Here is a 14,933-nt window from a genome sequence, read left to right as displayed (position 1 = left end):
CCTGGACCGCGGCGGGTGCCCCGATTCTGGCGCCCTCGGCGAAGAACGGGGCACGGTCACGGCAGACAAAGAGACGTGCGGGGCATGGGACTTGAGGGTGGTCAGGCGGAGACTTCGATGCGGATGCGCTCCGCTGTGGCGAGCCGGTCGATGTCGCCGGGTTCGGTGAGGCGGCCGAGGACGACCAGGCCCGGGGAGTGATCGCCGTCGTGGTAGAAGAAGGCCAGGTTGCCCCAGGGCGCGTAGTAGGCGAGGTCGCCCGCTTTCGGGTTCGAGGCCGCGGGGGCGCCCGTGGTGTCCAGTTCGCGGGGCGGGTAGGAGATCCGCTCGGTCCGGTGGAAGTCCTCCATGTCCAGGGTGAGCGGCAGGAGTTCGGCCAGGTCACGGGCAGCGGCGCTGTCGTTGAGGATGGCATCGACCTGGTGGCCGTTGACCGTCAGGCGGAGGTTCATGGGGGTGCTCCTGTCGGATGGTTCGGACGTTGCCTCACTGGCCGGTGCCCGGTGGCGCGCGGTGGAGGCGGGCGGAGTGGAGGGCTCGGACTGCGTCGCGGGCCGGCTCGTGGTGCACGCGGACGCGGCCAAGACCAGGGCCAGTGCGGGGGCCATGCGGGCGACGGCGCGGAGCACGGTCTGTCTCCTTGGGACGGTGGAGTGGGCGGTCACGGCGGGTACTGCGGATGCCGCTTCATCCAGGGAACCGGCCCGGCGCGGAGAGAACGAGTCACGGATGAGGGGTGTACTGGCAGTGCATCCCTGACGCGCCGGCACGGCCGTAGCGTCGGGCTCATGGGAAGCGCTGAACGCGTGTTCCTGACGTCGACGTGGAGGACGGTGCGGTCATGAGACGGATCCTGGTGACGGGTTCCGCCGACGGGCTCGGACGTACGGCAGCAGATGCCCTGCTGTCCCGCGGCCACCAGGTGGTGGTGCACGCCCGCAACCCTCAACGGGCAGAAGAACTAGACGGCTTGGTGGCCCGCGGGGCTGAGCTGGTGGTGGCGGACTTCACCGACCGCGACGCCGTACGGCGCATGGCCGCCGAACTCAGCGAGGCCGCACCGCTCGATGCGGTCATCCACAATGCCGGCGTGTGGAGCGGGCCGGCCGTCATGCCCGTCAACGTCATCGCCCCGTACCTGCTCACGGCCCTGATGCCCACGCCCGGTCGGCTGGTGTACCTGAGCAGCAGTTCGCACTTCAGCGGACGGCCTGTCCTCGACGGAGTCGACTGGCAGGGGCGCAGCCCGGGCTCATACGCGGACAGCAAGCTGTTCGTGACCGCCCTTGCGGCCGCGGTGGCGCGGCTGCGGCCCAGCACGCCGAGCAATGCCGTGGACCCGGGCTGGGTACCGACGAAGATGGGCGGCCCGAGCGCGCCGGACGATCTGGAACTCGGTCATCAGACCCAGGAATGGCTCGCGGCCGGCGATGACGTGGAGGCCCTGACGACGGGTGGCTACTGGTATCACCGCCAGCGTCAGCAGCCCCATGCGGCCGTGCACGACGAGGCGTTCCAGGACCGCCTCCTGCAAGTGCTCGCCGAGGAAACCGGCGCCGCGATCAGCTGAACCGGGCCGGCGCGCAGGCTGACACGCGACAGCCGTTCCCGCCGGCCTGCGGATCAGTGGGAACGGCTGTCCGCGCGGTCTACCAGGCGTACGCCTCGGGGGCTTCGCCGCCGGGGCCGGGCCAGATCTCGTCGAGCCGCTTCAGCACGTCGTCCGACAGGCGCACGTCGAGGGCCTTCTGGCCCGCGGTGAGCTGTTCGGGGCTGCGCGGGCCGGTGATCACGGACGTGAGGACCGGGTTGTTCAGCAGCCAGGCCAGCGCCACATCGGCGGGCTGTTCGCCGATCTCCGCGCACAGCTTCTCGTACGCCTCCAGCTGGGGCCGGTGGCGCTCGATGGTCTGCTGCATCTGCGCGGAGGCCCTGCGTCCGCTCGCGGTCTTCTTCAGGACGCCGCCGAGCAGTCCGCCGCCCAGCGGGCTCCAGGGGATGAGCCCGATACCGTAGTGGCGCAGGGCGGGGATGACCTCGAGTTCGATGGTGCGGGCGGTCAGGTTGTACAGGGACTGCTCACTGACCAGGCCCATGAAGTGGCGGGCGCGGGCCTCGCTCTGGGCGGTGGCGATCTGCCAGCCGGCGAAGTTGCTGCTGCCCACATAGGTGATCTTGCCCTCGCGGACGAGCTGCTCCATCCCCTGCCAGATCTCCTCCCACGGAGTCGACCGGTCGATGTGGTGCATCTGGTACAGGTCGATGTGGTCGGTCTGCAGGCGCCGCAGGCTGTCCTCGGCGGCGCGGCGGATCTTGTACGCGGACAGGTACTTGTCGTTCGGCCCGAGTCCCATCGGCTGGTACAGCTTCGTGGCGAGCACGATCTTGTCGCGGCGTCCGCCGCCCTGGGCGAGCCAGCGGCCGATGACTTCCTCGGACAGGCCGTAGCCCTGCTCCATGTCGGGGCTCTGTGGGCCGCCGTAGACGTCTGCGGTGTCGAACAGGTTGATGCCTGCGTCCACCGCGGCGTCCATGATCGTGAAGCTGGTGGCTGCGTCGGTCGCGTCGCCGAAGTTCATGGTGCCGAGGGCCAGGCGGCCGACCTTCAGACCGCTGCGGCCGAGATGTGTGTACTGCATGGTGGGTCCCTTCTATGGCGACGCGGGACGAGCAGGTGCCTGTGCTGTGAACGGTGGAAGGCAGGTGGCGCCTGTTCGCCCGGCCGCCTTGCGGCAACGGCTGCTCCGCCGTCGAAAGCGGTCAGGCGAAGGTGGCTGCGATCAGTCGGTGGCGGGGGTGGCCGCGTACTCCTCGTCGGTGACCGGGGTCAGCCAGTGCACGACGTCGTGGTCGGCGTCCGCCTCGTTGATGGCCAGGTGGACCATGAGCCGGTTCGGCGCGGCGCCGTGCCAGTGCTCCTCGTCGGCTTCGAACAGGACGCGGTCACCGGGCCGGATGACCTCGATCGGACCGCCGCGGCGCTGGCACAGGCCGACGCCCTCGGTGACGAAGACGGTCTGGCTCAGCGGGTGGCGGTGCCAGTGCGTCCGGGCGCCGGGCATGAAGTGCACGAGGTTGGCGCTGACGCGGGAGGGATCCGGGGCCGCGGCGACGGCGTCGATGTAGACGTCGCCGGTGAACCAGTCCGCGGGGCCCTTGACGGTGTTGACCGAGCTTCGGGTGATCTGCATGGTCAGTGTCTCTTCCGTATGAATGTGAGAGGTCAGGGCTTGAGGAGCGTCTTGATCGCGCGGCGCTCGTCCATCGCCTTGTAGCCCTCGGCCACCTCGGACAGTGGCAGGGTGAGGTCGAAGACCTGGCCGGGGTCGATCGCACCGGTCAGGACACGGTCGATGAGGTCGGGCAGGTAACGGCGCACCGGGGCGGGGCCGCCGCGCAGTCCGACGTGGGAGAAGAACAGTTCCTGACCGTCGACGGCGACCTCGTGCGGGACACCGACGAAGCCGACGTTGCCGCCAGGGCGCGCCGAGTGCAGCGCCTGGCTCATGGCCTGCGCCGTGCCGACGCACTCCAACACGCTGTCCGCGCCGATCCCGCCGGTCAGCTCCTTGACCCGGGCCACGCCCTCCTCGCCACGCTCCGTGACGATGTCGGTTGCGCCGAACTCCAGGGCCAGCTTCTGCCGGGACTCGTGCCGGGACATGGCGATGATCCGCTCGGCGCCCATCTCCTTCGCCGCGATCACGGCGCACAGACCGACGGCTCCGTCACCGACAACGACGGCGGTCGAGCCGGGCCTCACTTCGGCGGCGTCCGCCGCCCACCAGCCCGTACCCATGACGTCGGACACGGCCAGCAGACCGGGCCAGAACTTCTCGTCCGGCACCCCGTCCGTGGCGACGAGGGTGCCCTGGGCGTTGGGGATGCGGACGTACTCGGCCTGGCAGGTCGACATGAACTCACGGTTCAGACAGTTCGACGGGAAGCCGTTGCGGCAGTTCGCGCAGGTGTTGTCCGAGGTCGCGAACGAGCCGACGACGAACTGCCCCGGCTCGACCGCCGTGACCTCGGATCCGACCTCCTCGACGAAGCCGACGTACTCGTGACCCATCGGGTGGGCGTGCTCGGTCGGCTCGGCGCCACGGTAGGGCCACAGGTCCGAGCCGCACACACAGGTCACGGCGGTACGGATGATCGCATCGGTGTGCTGGATGATCTTCGGGGCATCGAGGGTCTCGAAACGGATATCGCCGGGGGCGTGGATTACTGCTCCGCGCATCACAGTGGGTCCTTACATGTCGTACTCACAGGGGCGTGGTCCGGGCTGCATCGGTCGCCGCGGGCCAGGTCAGGCGGCCGCCAGGGCCGAGGCGCAAGCGCGCTGCTGCGGCTGTCGGGCGGTGCGGCCACACGGGCTCATCCGCCGCTCAGGGGGTGCCTGCTTCTCCAGGAAACCGCTCTTTTGCGTGCGCAGCGAGGCACCAGTGAGGGGTGTACTGGCAGTGCATCCCTTTCACGCCGGGTCGGGCCGTACCGTCGAAGACATGGACAACCGTGAGGAGGTCCGCGAGTTCCTCACCTCGCGGCGAGCAAAGATCAGTCCCGAGCAGGCAGGACTGCCCTCGGGGTCCCGTCGGCGCGTGCCCGGGCTGCGCCGCAGCGAGGTCGCGGCCCTGGCCGACATGAGCGTCGAGTACTACGCCAAACTCGAGCGCGGCAATCTCGCCGGCGTCTCCCCAGCCGTCCTCGAAGCCGTCGCCCGCGTCCTGCAGCTCGACGACGCCGAGCGCGCCCACCTTCTGAACCTGGCGCAGGCCGCCGACGGCACGGACGTCCTCACCCGGCCCCGGCGCCGCCACACCAAGGGCCGGCAGCAGATCCACCGCAGCCTGCAGTGGACGCTGGACGCGATCACCGCAGGGCCCGCCGTCGTGTGCAACGGCCGGATGGACATCCTCGCCTCGAACCCTCTGGCCCGCGCCTTCTACACGGATCTGTTCGCGAACGCGGCCAACCAGCGGAACCTGGCGTACTTCCAGTTCCTCGACCCCGCCTCGCGCCGCTTCTACCCGGACTGGGACCTGTTCGCCGACATGGCCGTCGCCATGCTGCACGCGCAGGCCGGCCGCAACCCGCACGACAAAGACCTGCACGACCTCGTCGGTGAACTGTCCACCCGTAGTGAGGAGTTCCGCACCCGCTGGGGCGCGCACAACGTCCGTCGGCACGGCACCGGGACCAAGCGGTTCCAGCACCCGGCCGTCGGTGAACTCACCCTCGCCTACGAATCCCTCGACCTGGCCGCCGACCCCGGCCTGCACATGACCGTCTACGCCGCCGAACCCGGTTCCCCCTCCGAAGAGGGATTGCGCCTGCTCGCCTCCCTCTCCGCCACCGAGGAGAGCGTCCCGGCCGTGCAGCACTCCACCGATTGAGAGGTCACTCAGAAAACATCGTCGACGGGTCCGCGACCAGCAGCCGGTCCATCCGTCCCCGTCCCGACGGTCGTCATGACGACGTTCCGGCGAGTGCGGCCAGGCGCTCCATCTCGTCCACGCCGTTGTTGCAGCACTGCCCGCACACCGGCCGCCGCCTCTTGGGCTGGTCAGGCAGGCGGACGTCGTAGGGCAGGCGGGTCTCGTCCTCGGGGTCGCGCAGGTCGTAGTCGCACTCCGCGCAGACCAGCCGCGCGGCGCGGGTCTGCTTCTTCGACCAGGCGGGCCACTCCGTCGGCAGCACCAGCTTGGCGAGGGCCATGCCCTCGGCGCGGGGCTGGAACAGGATGAAGTCCCAGCCGGGGGCGTCCTCGGGGATGTCGGTGACGGTCTGTTCGAGCGACGGCATCCACGGCACCAGGTGGGGCAGGTCCCTGCGCAGGATGCGGACCTCCTCGCCCTCGCGCATGGCCTTGCTGTAGGAGGAGGCGAGCGGGAAGCGGAAGGCCGTGACGATCGTGTGCGGGACCTGGAGCAGGTCCAGGTCCCGGCTGATGTCGGCGGCGGTGGCCTTCCACTCGCCGCAGTTGGCCTCCCGCCACAGGGCGAGCCCGTCGCCGTTCAGCTTGCCTGACGCGTTGATGGTGCTGACGATCCGCCGCTGCGCGGCCCGTACCTCCGGGGCGACCGCTCCGGTCATCTCCGTCTCCCTCATCGTCGCCGGCGCCTACTCGTCGTCGGCGGAGGCGTTCTTGTCCCGCAGGGGCCGCAGGCCGCCGGGCAGGTCCGGGAGCTGGAAGGAGACCGACCGAGCATGTTGACGTGGTGCCGCACGAACGGGGAGTGCCGGGCGATGTCGTCGTCCGGACCTCGTTGCCGTCGGCACGGAGTTGGGCGACGGCGGCGTCCACGTACCGGGTGTTGAACAGGACCAGGGCGTTGAGGACGAGTCCGAGGGTGCCGATCTGGTCCTCCATGCCGTCCTGGTAGCGCTGGTAGAGCTGCCCGGCGCGGCCGTGGAAGATCTTCCGGCGAGCGCGTGCCGGCCTTCCTGGAGGTTGGCCTGCACCTTGATCTGACGGCGGTAGCCGGGCTCGTCGGCCAGGCGCAGGATGTGCAGGGTCTTCGCGATCCGCCCGTAGTGCGCGATCGCGTCGCCGAGCGGGGTGGGGCGGCCGTCGCGGGAGAGCATCCGGATCACGTCGTAGGCGCGGACGGTGCCGGTACGTCCCTGCTGTCCGGCTCAGTAGGTGACGGCGATCCGGCGTGCGGGGCCATCCACCCGGATTCGTCCTCCGATGGGAACCACGAGTTGCGGGTCGGTGTGGCCGAAATCGACGTCGAAGACGGCCATGGTGTCGGGGGCGTACTCGTGAAGAGCCCGTAGGACGGCCTCTCTCTGTTGCTGGCGGAAGTGTGCTTTCTCCTGGGGGCTGAGTTGGTTTTCGAACGACCAGCTCTTGGCCCTGCCCATGAGCAGCGCGGGGAACTGTTGCAGCAGCCCGCGTTCGCCGATGTTCCGAAGGATCCAGTAGACCTCCTGGGCGCGCGGCATGTCCTCCGAGGTTTCCAGCAAGAGCACGTTGCCGGCGTAGGCGTCGGCCCGTTGCACTGCGCGGTCGGCCATCAGCAGCCAGGAGATGATCTCCAGATTGCCGCCCCAGCCGGCCCCTTCGACTATCCGGTCGCTGTTGTGCCAGGACCAGCCGTCGGCGGGTTCCATGTCCGGTTCGGAGTCGAAGGTATGCGGATCCTGCCAGGGGCGGTTGACGTCCCCGTAGGTGCTTGAGGGAGTGAGCTCGTACTCGCCCGACGTGAATAACGCTGCCCGCAGGGAGTCCGCGGTCAGCGGATGCATCGCGCCGGGGCGTCCGAACTCGGTCATCACGGTGCCGCCGTGGTAGCTGACGATGCCCAGGTTGCGCAGGAACAGCAGCAGGTTCGTGTTGTCGCTGTAGCCGAAGAACGGCTTGGGGTTGGCGCGGAGCAGAGCGCCGTCGAGGTGGGGGAGGACGGTGATCTGGTCGTCGCCGCCGATGCTGGCGATCACTGCCTTGATGTCGGGGTCTGTGAAGGCCGCGTGGATGTCCGCGGCCCGTTCCTTGGGCGAGGCTCCCATCTTCCGGGTGGCCGGGTATTCCACTGCCTTCAGTCCGAAGTCGTCCTGCAGTCTGCGCAGCCCCAGCTCGTAGGGCAGGGGGAAGAGGCCGGGCAGGCCGGATGAGGGGGACAGCACTGCGACCCGGTCTCCGGGGCGGGGCTTGGCGGGGTAGAGAAGATCCGTCATCTGATGATCGTAGGAGTCGGCGGACCTGGTTCGGCAGTGATTTATTCGGGGACCCGTCGATGGCGTGGCCGGCCAGTGGGCGCGCTCGCCAGCGGATTGGCGGGCCGGGCAGCCGGCGAGCTGGTTCCGGACGTGGGCGTTCAGCGGATCTGGGGACTGGCGCGACGAAAGCCTCCTGCTCGTCAAAGCCGGATGCAGTCTCACGGTCGTTCTGGCAGCCCCGCCGTGGTGTGATCAAGTACTGGAGTGGTCTTCCGCCGCTTCGGTATGGGCGGTTGGCCGAGGTCAGCCAGAAGCCTGTCGATGCGTTCGCTGGTGCAGCGGTGTCGTTCAACCTCACGGTCCCAGCCGCGTTCGCCCGCGAACAGTCCGTGCCTGCCAATAGCGGTCGCCCTCCTGGACCAGCTCAGCGCGGGCTCGGTGGTCGTCAGGGCTACGCGTGCCGAGGGTTGGACGGGCCCGACCTGCTAGAGGAAGGGCCGGTGCTTGCGGATGCAGTCCTCCAGCCGTACCCACAGCCTGCGGGCACGGGGTCGAGCTCCTGCGCACGGGCCGGCAGAGCAGATCCAGGACAGTTGCGGCTGACAACAAGTCAGCGCGCCCGCTGCGGCTCAGCCTCGACGGGCGGCCGCGTCGTGGAGCCGGTGCAGCAGGCGGAAACGGGCACGGCGGTCGGCGTCACCGGCCATGGCCATGCCGAGTCGGCCGAACTGATCGCCGTCGCCGACGACATAGTCCGTCAGCACCCAGAACACGATCGCCTGCTGGAAAGCTACCTGTGAGGTGCGCTCGTCGTCCGCTTCCGTCCCAGCCTGCGACTCGCGGGCTCGCAGTTCGTGGGACCGAGCCAGAGCTGCCTGATGCGCGGCCTCCAGGTCGGCCCGTAGCCGGTCACGACCGTCGGCCGGACCGTCGACGCCGACGGACAGGGCGGCAACGGCCAGCGGATCCCCTGCGAGGCCTGCCTGGGTCACGGCGAGCGTCATGGCGTACTGCTGCATCTCCGGGAGCAGGTGCGGGCCGAGCCTGGCCAGATAGCGGTCGAACGGCGCCTGCGCCAGCAGTGGCGAGTCTTCAAGGCCCTGCGGCAGCACGGCCTGGGGCACCGGTTCAATCTCGAGGACGAGGTGCGGGCCGGCCGCCCACCTTGCGTCGAGCCTTGCAGCGGTCGCCCGTTCGAGGGCGGCAAGGCCAGAGCCCCAGGTGCTCCCGGGTCCGGAGCCCAGCCCGTCGAGGTACGGCCGTCATGCGTGCGGAGCGGCGCCGTGCGGCTGGTCCGGGCGGTACAGATCGAAGGCGGACTGCACCAGACCGTCCTCGGCCAGGCTGAGTCGCGAATTGGCGTTGACGTTCCAGAAGGCGCTCGCGGCCCGGCCGAGCCGGGACAGCGGGCGCAGCACTTCCTCACGCGAGCCCTGGAACTGGTTGTCCTCCACGACCACCACGGTGGTGCCGCTGCGCGAGATCGCGATGCGCGGCTTCTCGCCGTCCCAGCCACCCGTGGTGTCCGACAAGGTGCCGGGGCGGGCCTGGGCGGGATCGCCGCCGAAGCAGCGGATCACGTTATCCTCGTCGGCCGTGCAGATGGCCGTGAAGGTCGCAGCGGTGGACAGGCGGAGGTCGGCGAGGAGGCGGTCACAGTGCGCGGCGGAGTTCATGCCGCCCACTATGACCGTCGGCACTGACACGCCGAGTAAGCCCCGGGCGCCTGCCGCCACGAGACCTCCGGCGGCGAACGCTGCGCGGTTGAGCTTCTTTCGAGAAACCGGCTCAGCGACGGCCCGACGCATGCAGCAACATCAGCGAGTACGGGGGCGATCATGTGCGGGGGCTCAGTCGACTCAGCGTCCACGGGGCGTCAATTGGTGCGACCCTCGGCCGCACCGAGCCGAGTTCAAGGCTGAAGGAGAAAGGCTGGCTCCTGGAACACCGCGACGGCCTGGTCCTGGGCAGCTTGGCGACGTACTGGCTCGGAGAGCTCGCCGCGACCATCGACGACCGTGACGCCCTGGCCAAACGCGCACGGTTCACCAGCTGGTTGGAAAGCCTCGTCCGAGGTATTCACGGTCATACCCGGGAACACAACCACCCCTCCACCACGACAGACGAAGCCCGCCGCGCCCTAATCTAAGGCTCGTCCGGCGGATCATGGGCGGAGCCAGAGCCGGATCGAGGCGAGGGTGACGGTCCCGTGGAAGACGTAGGCGCGTTTGTCGAATCGTGTGGCCACGGCCGGGAGGTTCTTCACGCGTTGATCGTCCGCTCCACTTCGTTCCTGCGTTAGTAGATCGTCTTGTCGAAGCCGGCGAGCCGTCCGCCCCTGCTGCCGCGTCTTTTGCGGTGGGTCCGCTGATCTCGGGGCTCGGGAATGGTGTGCTTGATCTGGCGACGTCGCATGTAGCGGCGGTTGCGCCGGGAGGAATACGCCTTATCGCCGCCCAGGTGGTCGGGCCGGGTGCGCGGATGCCCGCCACCCGGGCGGTGGACACGGATGCGTTCCATGACCGGAATGAGCTGCGGGGCGTCGCCCCACTAGCCCGGCGTGATCAGCAGCGCCAGTGGGCGGCGTCCGCCTTCACCGGCCAGGTGGATCTTGCAGGTCAGGCCGCCCCGGGATCGTCCGAGTCCTCGTCTGGGGGTGTTCACGAGTGGGGTTGACCAGCGTCGAAGCTGAAGGTTGAAGATCGGTCCCCTTTCCTTAAGTGATCGTTCCCCACCCTGGCCGCGGCTGTGGATGATGATGCCGTGACGGACATCAGGGACGACCATGTGAAGGTCCATTTCCGGTTGGAGGTGGACGAGGACGGCTGGCCGCCGGCGAGTGTGGAGAGCTTGTGGGCGGTGGACCTCGGCGACGGGACCGTGCGTGTGGACAACACGCCCTGGTTCGTACGGGGGGTTGCCAGTGACGACATCATCCGGGTCGAGGTCGACGAGGAAGGCGCGCGCTGGGCCGGTGAGACGGTGCGGGCGTCGGAGAACTGCACCATCCGTCTGATCGTCCTGAGGGACGGTGGCTCGGCCGCCGCCCGGCAGACCGTGCTGGGGACGTTCCATCGCCTGGGCACGACCGGTGAGGGGATCGAGCAGTTCCGGATGATCGCTCTCGATGTTCCCCCGGATGCGGACCTTCCCCGGATCCTCAGGCTCTTGGAGCATGGCGAGGCCAAGGGGTGGTGGCATTGGGAAGAAGGGTGTGTCACCGCAGCGTGGCGGGCCACGCAAGCGATGTGACGGCCGTGGCTGCTCATGTCTCACGACGAGAAGGCAGTGAGGAGGCAACAGGATGACCATCGCTGCGACAGCTGTGGGCATCTGCTGACGAGCGAGGTGGAGCCCGGGGAGCCGCTGTGGCCCCGGGTTCTGGCCTGGGCTATGGTGGATCTTGAGCTGGTCGCCGCAACTCCGGTCGGTTGGCGCTGCGTTGGTGGTCCAAGGAAAGACGCCCCGCTTCCTGCGGGGAAATGCAGGTGCAAGGCCTGCCCGGCGCTCGATCACGAGGCCCGTCTGCACGCTTTCGGAAATGCTCGCAGTACAGTCGCCGCACCGTCAGCTCGATCGACACCGGCTGATCCCCAACCGGCATATCGGCAAGGCATCTTCGGTACGTGCTGTGCACTCGATCGGACGCCACCGTACACGCTGGGCAGGCCACCTTGGCCTCCCGAGTCCTCGCCACCAGGCGAATCACTCCGCAGTCGAAAAGCACACGATCGACCTGTAACGCGCTGAGGTGGGGAAACAGGTCACCGACGAGCTCATCACACCGCACCACGGCCCCAGATGACGCCACGTCACCGATACCAAACCCCAGTGATCGTCCTCACGGAATTTGTGCCTGATCCCCGTTCTCGCGGACAGAGCCAGTGATCGTTATGGACCGCTCGGGGGGCTGCTACTCGTGATCGCCCATGGTTCTAGGGACCACGGATCACCTGTGGACGAGACCAGCGAGTTGATCGGCTGGCCCGACCCCGACCCGGAACACGTATTGCCGCTGGGAACGTAACAGCGGACGTGCGGCGGGCCGGGGCACACCCAGTGGGCGTCCCGGGCGGGCTGGGGTGACTGCTGGTCCTGGTGCGCGGCTTTTGGACGGTGAGTCGTCAGTACACCTCGGTGCATCCCAGCGACGCGAGCGATGAGGTGCGGCCGCAGGCGTTCGCTACGTATCCGGCGTCGTTCACCATGCGGGTGTGTGCGTCGCTGCCGGAGTCGACGCGGGCCGTGTAGTAATCGCTGGGTGCCTTGCTGTTCGCGACATCGACCCTGTCTCCGACGGACGCGCCGATGATCTTGCCCCAGGCCGCTCGGCAGGACGGGCTGTACCGCAGGATGATGGTGCGCCCCTGGGACGTCGTGGTCCGTACGTTGCGCGCGTCGTTGGCACATGTCGTGCCGTTGGGTTCCAGCCCAGTGCAGGTGGGGCCGTAGCAGGTGCCCGCGGCGGCAGCCGGGGCCGCGGTCGCGGGAACCCCCCACGCCACCGCGCCCAAGGACAGCAGCGTCGCGGCGATGACGGTACGTGCTTTCATGGATCCTCCCGAAGGCGTGGCAGAACGTGGTCCGCTTGGCGTTCATCTGGTGATTGGTGCAGGTCTCCTCGTCACACTGGGCAGTGTGCCTGCGCCGCCGGTACCCATGCGCCCTGGTGTGCCCGGATCCGAGTTGGCCGGCTGGTGCCCCGCTGCACCGATTCCAGCGCCCGCCCGGTTGTTCAGAAAGCAGCTCCCCCACCCTGAACAAAAGCGCGGGGCTGGTGGTCCGATGGGTACAGCGGTGGCGACGCCGGTGCGGCTGAGTGTCCGGCGTGGTGATGAGGCCGTGGTGGAGGAGGAGCGATCAACAAAACCTTTCCAGACCAGGTCGCTAGCCAGCCCCCGGCTTCAAAGTGCAGAGGGAAGCCGACCGGGGGGTGCCCCTCCTGCCACCATGCTGAGATGGCCCACGACATAGTGTTCTTCCTCGCTCCGGATGACGAGAGTGCCGCTGCGACGCACCGACGGGGACCTGGTCAGGCGTTTGAGTCTGTGACCTGCCGTTTCCTAGAGCCGGACAGTGCCATCGCGGAGTGGGACATGTACTTCGAGGAGCCCTCTGTCGAGATTCCGCCGATCGAGCAGCTCCTTGGTTGGTCGTGGCCGGAGTGGGTCGTTGCCCCCTTGAACGATGGCGTTGAGGTGTTCGCCCTGCCGTCGCGGTTGATCCGGGCGTTGGCCGACGCTACTTCCACTGAGCTGGAGGAACTGGCAGATCGCTGGACCGCGAGGCTCAGGTCTGCCGACGGAGACGAAATGACCGACGATGATCTGCTGGCGGTCCTGCAGGGAGTGTCCCGGCTTGCGGCGTCTGCGGTTAGCACGGGCGGCGGCGTCTACAGCTGGAGCTTCTGACGGTCCGGCGAACCTCTTCTTGGGCAGCGGCGTCGCCGTTTCGGCCGGGCGAGCCAGGAAGATGACACGGTGTGAGAAGCCCGAGAACCGCCGAGGACCGCCGCATCGTCTGGGCCGACTCAAACGGGGGGACGGAGGCGGGGGCGATCCCGGCGAAGGTGTCGGTGAACGCGGCCGATGGTCACCGCCGGGTTGGCGAAGGAGGTGGAGGAGGTGAACCATTACGCCGCCCCGACGTAGGAGGCGACCGCGACCGGTGCCAGGTGCGCGCGGCCGGCGCGGGCCAGGCCGAAGATGAGCCAGACCAGCCCGGCGGTGGCGAAACCGGCTGCAGCGCGCTGCCATGCAGATGATTCGCCGAGGAAGAGGAGGAGCGGCCGCTGCCGACCAAGCCGCGATCACGACCGCGGTGATGGCACCGCGGACGTCCTCGGTGCCTTTCGGAGCCGACGGGGTGCTGTGCCGTCGCCGGGCACGACACCTCTTCGGCGAAAAGGCTGATCATGCGGTGGCTGGGCCAGTGCCAACCACAGGGAGCGAAGCCGGGAAAAGCGGTTGTTCAACTCGTATGGACGCGGGAGAGAGGCACGCGTTCGTGCGCCCGGATTTCACCAGGGATGAGGAAAGTTGGCGTAATTACGTCACGTTCGATGCACCATTGAGTCCAATGTACTGGCAATTGTGGGGCTGTTGTGGGAGGCTCATGTTTCTTAGTGTGACGGTCAGATAGCAGTAACCAGCTTGACCAGCCGCTGCTACGTGAGCTCCTTCGGGCCGTAGAGGGCTGCCACGGATCCCGTCTCCATGGCCCAGTAAAGGTGATTCGCGGCCCTGGCCAAGTACGGCAAGGTCACAGCGGCGCAGGCCGAACAGTGCTGATCGTCGATACCGGCCTCCTCCGGGTGGAAGGCCAGCTGCGGTGGACTGCCGCGGCGCGGAACTGCTGTTCCAGGTTCTGACCGAGCGGGAGGAGAAAGCCTCTGTGGCCATCGCCTCGAACGAATCGTTTGGTGGCTGGACGAAGACCTTCACCGACCCCCGGCTCTGCGCAGCGATCGTGGACCGGCTCACCTTCGGCTGCAACATCATCGAGACCGGCACCGATTCTTACCGCCTCGCCCACACCAAAAACCAGCAGGGCAGCAGCTGACCACACACGGGAACCCGGGCTACCGGCCCGGGCCCGCACCGACGCGGGCCAGCACGTCGTCGGCCAGCTCCCGCGGGCTCAGCTCACCGTCCAGGAACACCGTGTCACTGGGCAGCGTGTCCACTGCGGCCATACACGATTCGATCTTGGACTTGCACCACTTGCGCACCCTCTCGTCCTGCGCGGGATCATCCGGTGTGAAGCTCCGGCCGTCGATCCGATTCACCAGCACGCCCTCGGAGACCTTGAGGAAGAAGTGGTGAGCAGCGATCCCCGCGTCCTTCAGCGCACCGAAGATCTCCTCGACATAGCCCGGGTTGACCAGCGTCATGGGCACCAGGACGGGCCGCTGATACTCCTCGACGAGTCTCAGGGCCAGGTCCGCGACCTGCCGCCTCCACAGCCGCAGATCCTGGAAATCGCCGGTCGGGACCTCCACGATCTCGCGCAGCACATAGCCGACCATCTCCGGGTCATAGACCAGCGCCTCGGGCCAGCGCGGACGTAGTTCATCCACCAGCGTGCTCTTCCCGCTGCCGAGCGCCGTTCACCCAGACGATCACAGACATCTCCCCGTCGATGGAATACCCCACTGGGCACAGCCGTCCTCTAAACCACACACCGCGACGCGTGGGTGGGGCCAAAACACAGTGACAGATCATGCCCGAACGGTCGCCGAGTGGGGCCGAAACCCACTGACAAGCGGG

Annotated in this window: 14 protein-coding genes and 5 pseudogenes; 5 read left to right on the top strand and 14 right to left on the bottom strand. The window is 68.2% G+C overall.

Going from position 1 to position 14,933, the window contains the following annotated elements; all coding sequences use genetic code 11:
- Positions 1–101 precede the first annotated feature (101 nt).
- Entirely contained in the window at positions 102–452 is a 351-nt protein-coding gene (locus IE262_RS00240) for a cyclophilin-like fold protein (protein WP_308432693.1), read from the bottom strand.
- A gap of 389 nt (positions 453–841) precedes the next feature.
- On the opposite strand from IE262_RS00240, the gene IE262_RS00235 reads away from it, so the two are divergent.
- Complete coding sequence (locus IE262_RS00235) at positions 842–1,570, top strand: SDR family NAD(P)-dependent oxidoreductase (protein ID WP_134041391.1); 729 nt, start codon at positions 842–844, stop codon at positions 1,568–1,570.
- A gap of 79 nt (positions 1,571–1,649) precedes the next feature.
- Here IE262_RS00235 and IE262_RS00230 read toward each other — a convergent pair whose 3' ends face one another.
- From IE262_RS00230 to IE262_RS00220, 3 genes are all read right to left on the bottom strand, one after another.
- Positions 1,650–2,639 (bottom strand): aldo/keto reductase, encoded by a 990-nt coding sequence (locus IE262_RS00230; RefSeq protein WP_189870330.1) that lies wholly within the window; start codon positions 2,637–2,639, stop codon positions 1,650–1,652.
- Positions 2,640–2,780: 141 nt separating this feature from the next.
- The gene (locus tag IE262_RS00225; protein WP_134041395.1) at positions 2,781–3,191 is read right to left on the bottom strand and encodes a (R)-mandelonitrile lyase; all 411 of its coding nucleotides are present in this window, start codon (positions 3,189–3,191) and stop codon (positions 2,781–2,783) included.
- A gap of 32 nt (positions 3,192–3,223) precedes the next feature.
- On the bottom strand, positions 3,224–4,240 hold the full coding sequence (locus tag IE262_RS00220; protein WP_189870327.1) for a zinc-dependent alcohol dehydrogenase family protein: 1,017 nt from the start codon (positions 4,238–4,240) through the stop codon (positions 3,224–3,226).
- Between the two features lie 265 nt (positions 4,241–4,505).
- On the opposite strand from IE262_RS00220, the gene IE262_RS00215 reads away from it, so the two are divergent.
- Positions 4,506–5,396 carry a helix-turn-helix transcriptional regulator gene (locus IE262_RS00215; RefSeq protein ID WP_189870325.1) on the top strand — a complete coding sequence of 297 codons (891 nt, stop codon included), beginning with the start codon at positions 4,506–4,508 and terminating at the stop codon, positions 5,394–5,396.
- Between the two features lie 73 nt (positions 5,397–5,469).
- Here the strand turns inward: IE262_RS00215 and IE262_RS00210 are convergent, their stop codons facing one another.
- The 6 genes and pseudogenes from IE262_RS00210 to IE262_RS39110 all read right to left on the bottom strand — a co-directional run.
- Positions 5,470–6,096, bottom strand: coding sequence for a hypothetical protein (locus IE262_RS00210; protein WP_189870324.1), 627 nt, complete (start codon positions 6,094–6,096; stop codon positions 5,470–5,472).
- 27 nt (positions 6,097–6,123) lie between these two features.
- Positions 6,124–6,621: pseudogene (locus IE262_RS00205) on the bottom strand (Tn3 family transposase); the annotation flags it as partial.
- Positions 6,622–6,639: 18 nt separating this feature from the next.
- Positions 6,640–7,683, bottom strand: coding sequence for a S66 family peptidase (locus IE262_RS00200; protein WP_189870322.1), 1,044 nt, complete (start codon positions 7,681–7,683; stop codon positions 6,640–6,642).
- Positions 7,684–8,294: 611 nt separating this feature from the next.
- On the bottom strand, positions 8,295–8,789 hold the full coding sequence (locus IE262_RS00195; RefSeq protein ID WP_189870320.1) for a hypothetical protein: 495 nt from the start codon (positions 8,787–8,789) through the stop codon (positions 8,295–8,297).
- 138 nt (positions 8,790–8,927) lie between these two features.
- Positions 8,928–9,341, bottom strand: a complete 414-nt coding sequence (locus IE262_RS00190) for a DUF6461 domain-containing protein (RefSeq protein ID WP_189870318.1) — start codon at positions 9,339–9,341, stop codon at positions 8,928–8,930.
- Positions 9,342–9,829: 488 nt separating this feature from the next.
- Positions 9,830–10,314 (bottom strand): annotated as a pseudogene (locus IE262_RS39110) (IS5 family transposase); the annotation flags it as partial.
- A gap of 114 nt (positions 10,315–10,428) precedes the next feature.
- Here IE262_RS39110 and IE262_RS00180 point away from each other — a divergent pair.
- Positions 10,429–10,917 (top strand): DUF4265 domain-containing protein, encoded by a 489-nt coding sequence (locus IE262_RS00180; RefSeq protein WP_189870314.1) that lies wholly within the window; start codon positions 10,429–10,431, stop codon positions 10,915–10,917.
- A gap of 139 nt (positions 10,918–11,056) precedes the next feature.
- Here the strand turns inward: IE262_RS00180 and IE262_RS40415 are convergent, their stop codons facing one another.
- Positions 11,057–11,338 (bottom strand): transposase family protein, encoded by a 282-nt coding sequence (locus IE262_RS40415; protein ID WP_373304966.1) that lies wholly within the window; start codon positions 11,336–11,338, stop codon positions 11,057–11,059.
- Between the two features lie 451 nt (positions 11,339–11,789).
- On the bottom strand, positions 11,790–12,218 hold the full coding sequence (locus IE262_RS00170) for a DUF2690 domain-containing protein (protein ID WP_189870309.1): 429 nt from the start codon (positions 12,216–12,218) through the stop codon (positions 11,790–11,792).
- A 405-nt stretch (positions 12,219–12,623) separates the two neighbouring features.
- On the opposite strand from IE262_RS00170, the gene IE262_RS00165 reads away from it, so the two are divergent.
- Complete coding sequence (locus IE262_RS00165) at positions 12,624–13,076, top strand: hypothetical protein (protein ID WP_189870307.1); 453 nt, start codon at positions 12,624–12,626, stop codon at positions 13,074–13,076.
- Here IE262_RS00165 and IE262_RS39105 read toward each other — a convergent pair.
- Positions 13,039–13,396 (bottom strand): annotated as a pseudogene (locus tag IE262_RS39105) (hypothetical protein); the annotation flags it as partial. The gene IE262_RS00165 and the pseudogene IE262_RS39105 sit on opposite strands and share 38 nt — an antisense overlap.
- A 599-nt stretch (positions 13,397–13,995) precedes the next feature.
- Here IE262_RS39105 and IE262_RS00160 point away from each other — a divergent pair.
- Positions 13,996–14,226: pseudogene (locus IE262_RS00160) on the top strand (ATP-binding protein); the annotation flags it as partial.
- A 19-nt stretch (positions 14,227–14,245) separates the two neighbouring features.
- Here IE262_RS00160 and IE262_RS00155 read toward each other — a convergent pair.
- Positions 14,246–14,789: pseudogene (locus IE262_RS00155) on the bottom strand (AAA family ATPase).
- Positions 14,790–14,933: the final 144 nt, after the last annotated feature.

It is taken from the genome of Streptomyces bluensis (assembly GCF_014650715.1).
GTDB lineage: Bacteria > Actinomycetota > Actinomycetes > Streptomycetales > Streptomycetaceae > Streptomyces > Streptomyces bluensis.
Note: the sequence above shows the minus strand (reverse complement) of the source record. Positions and strands in the feature narration are given on the sequence as shown.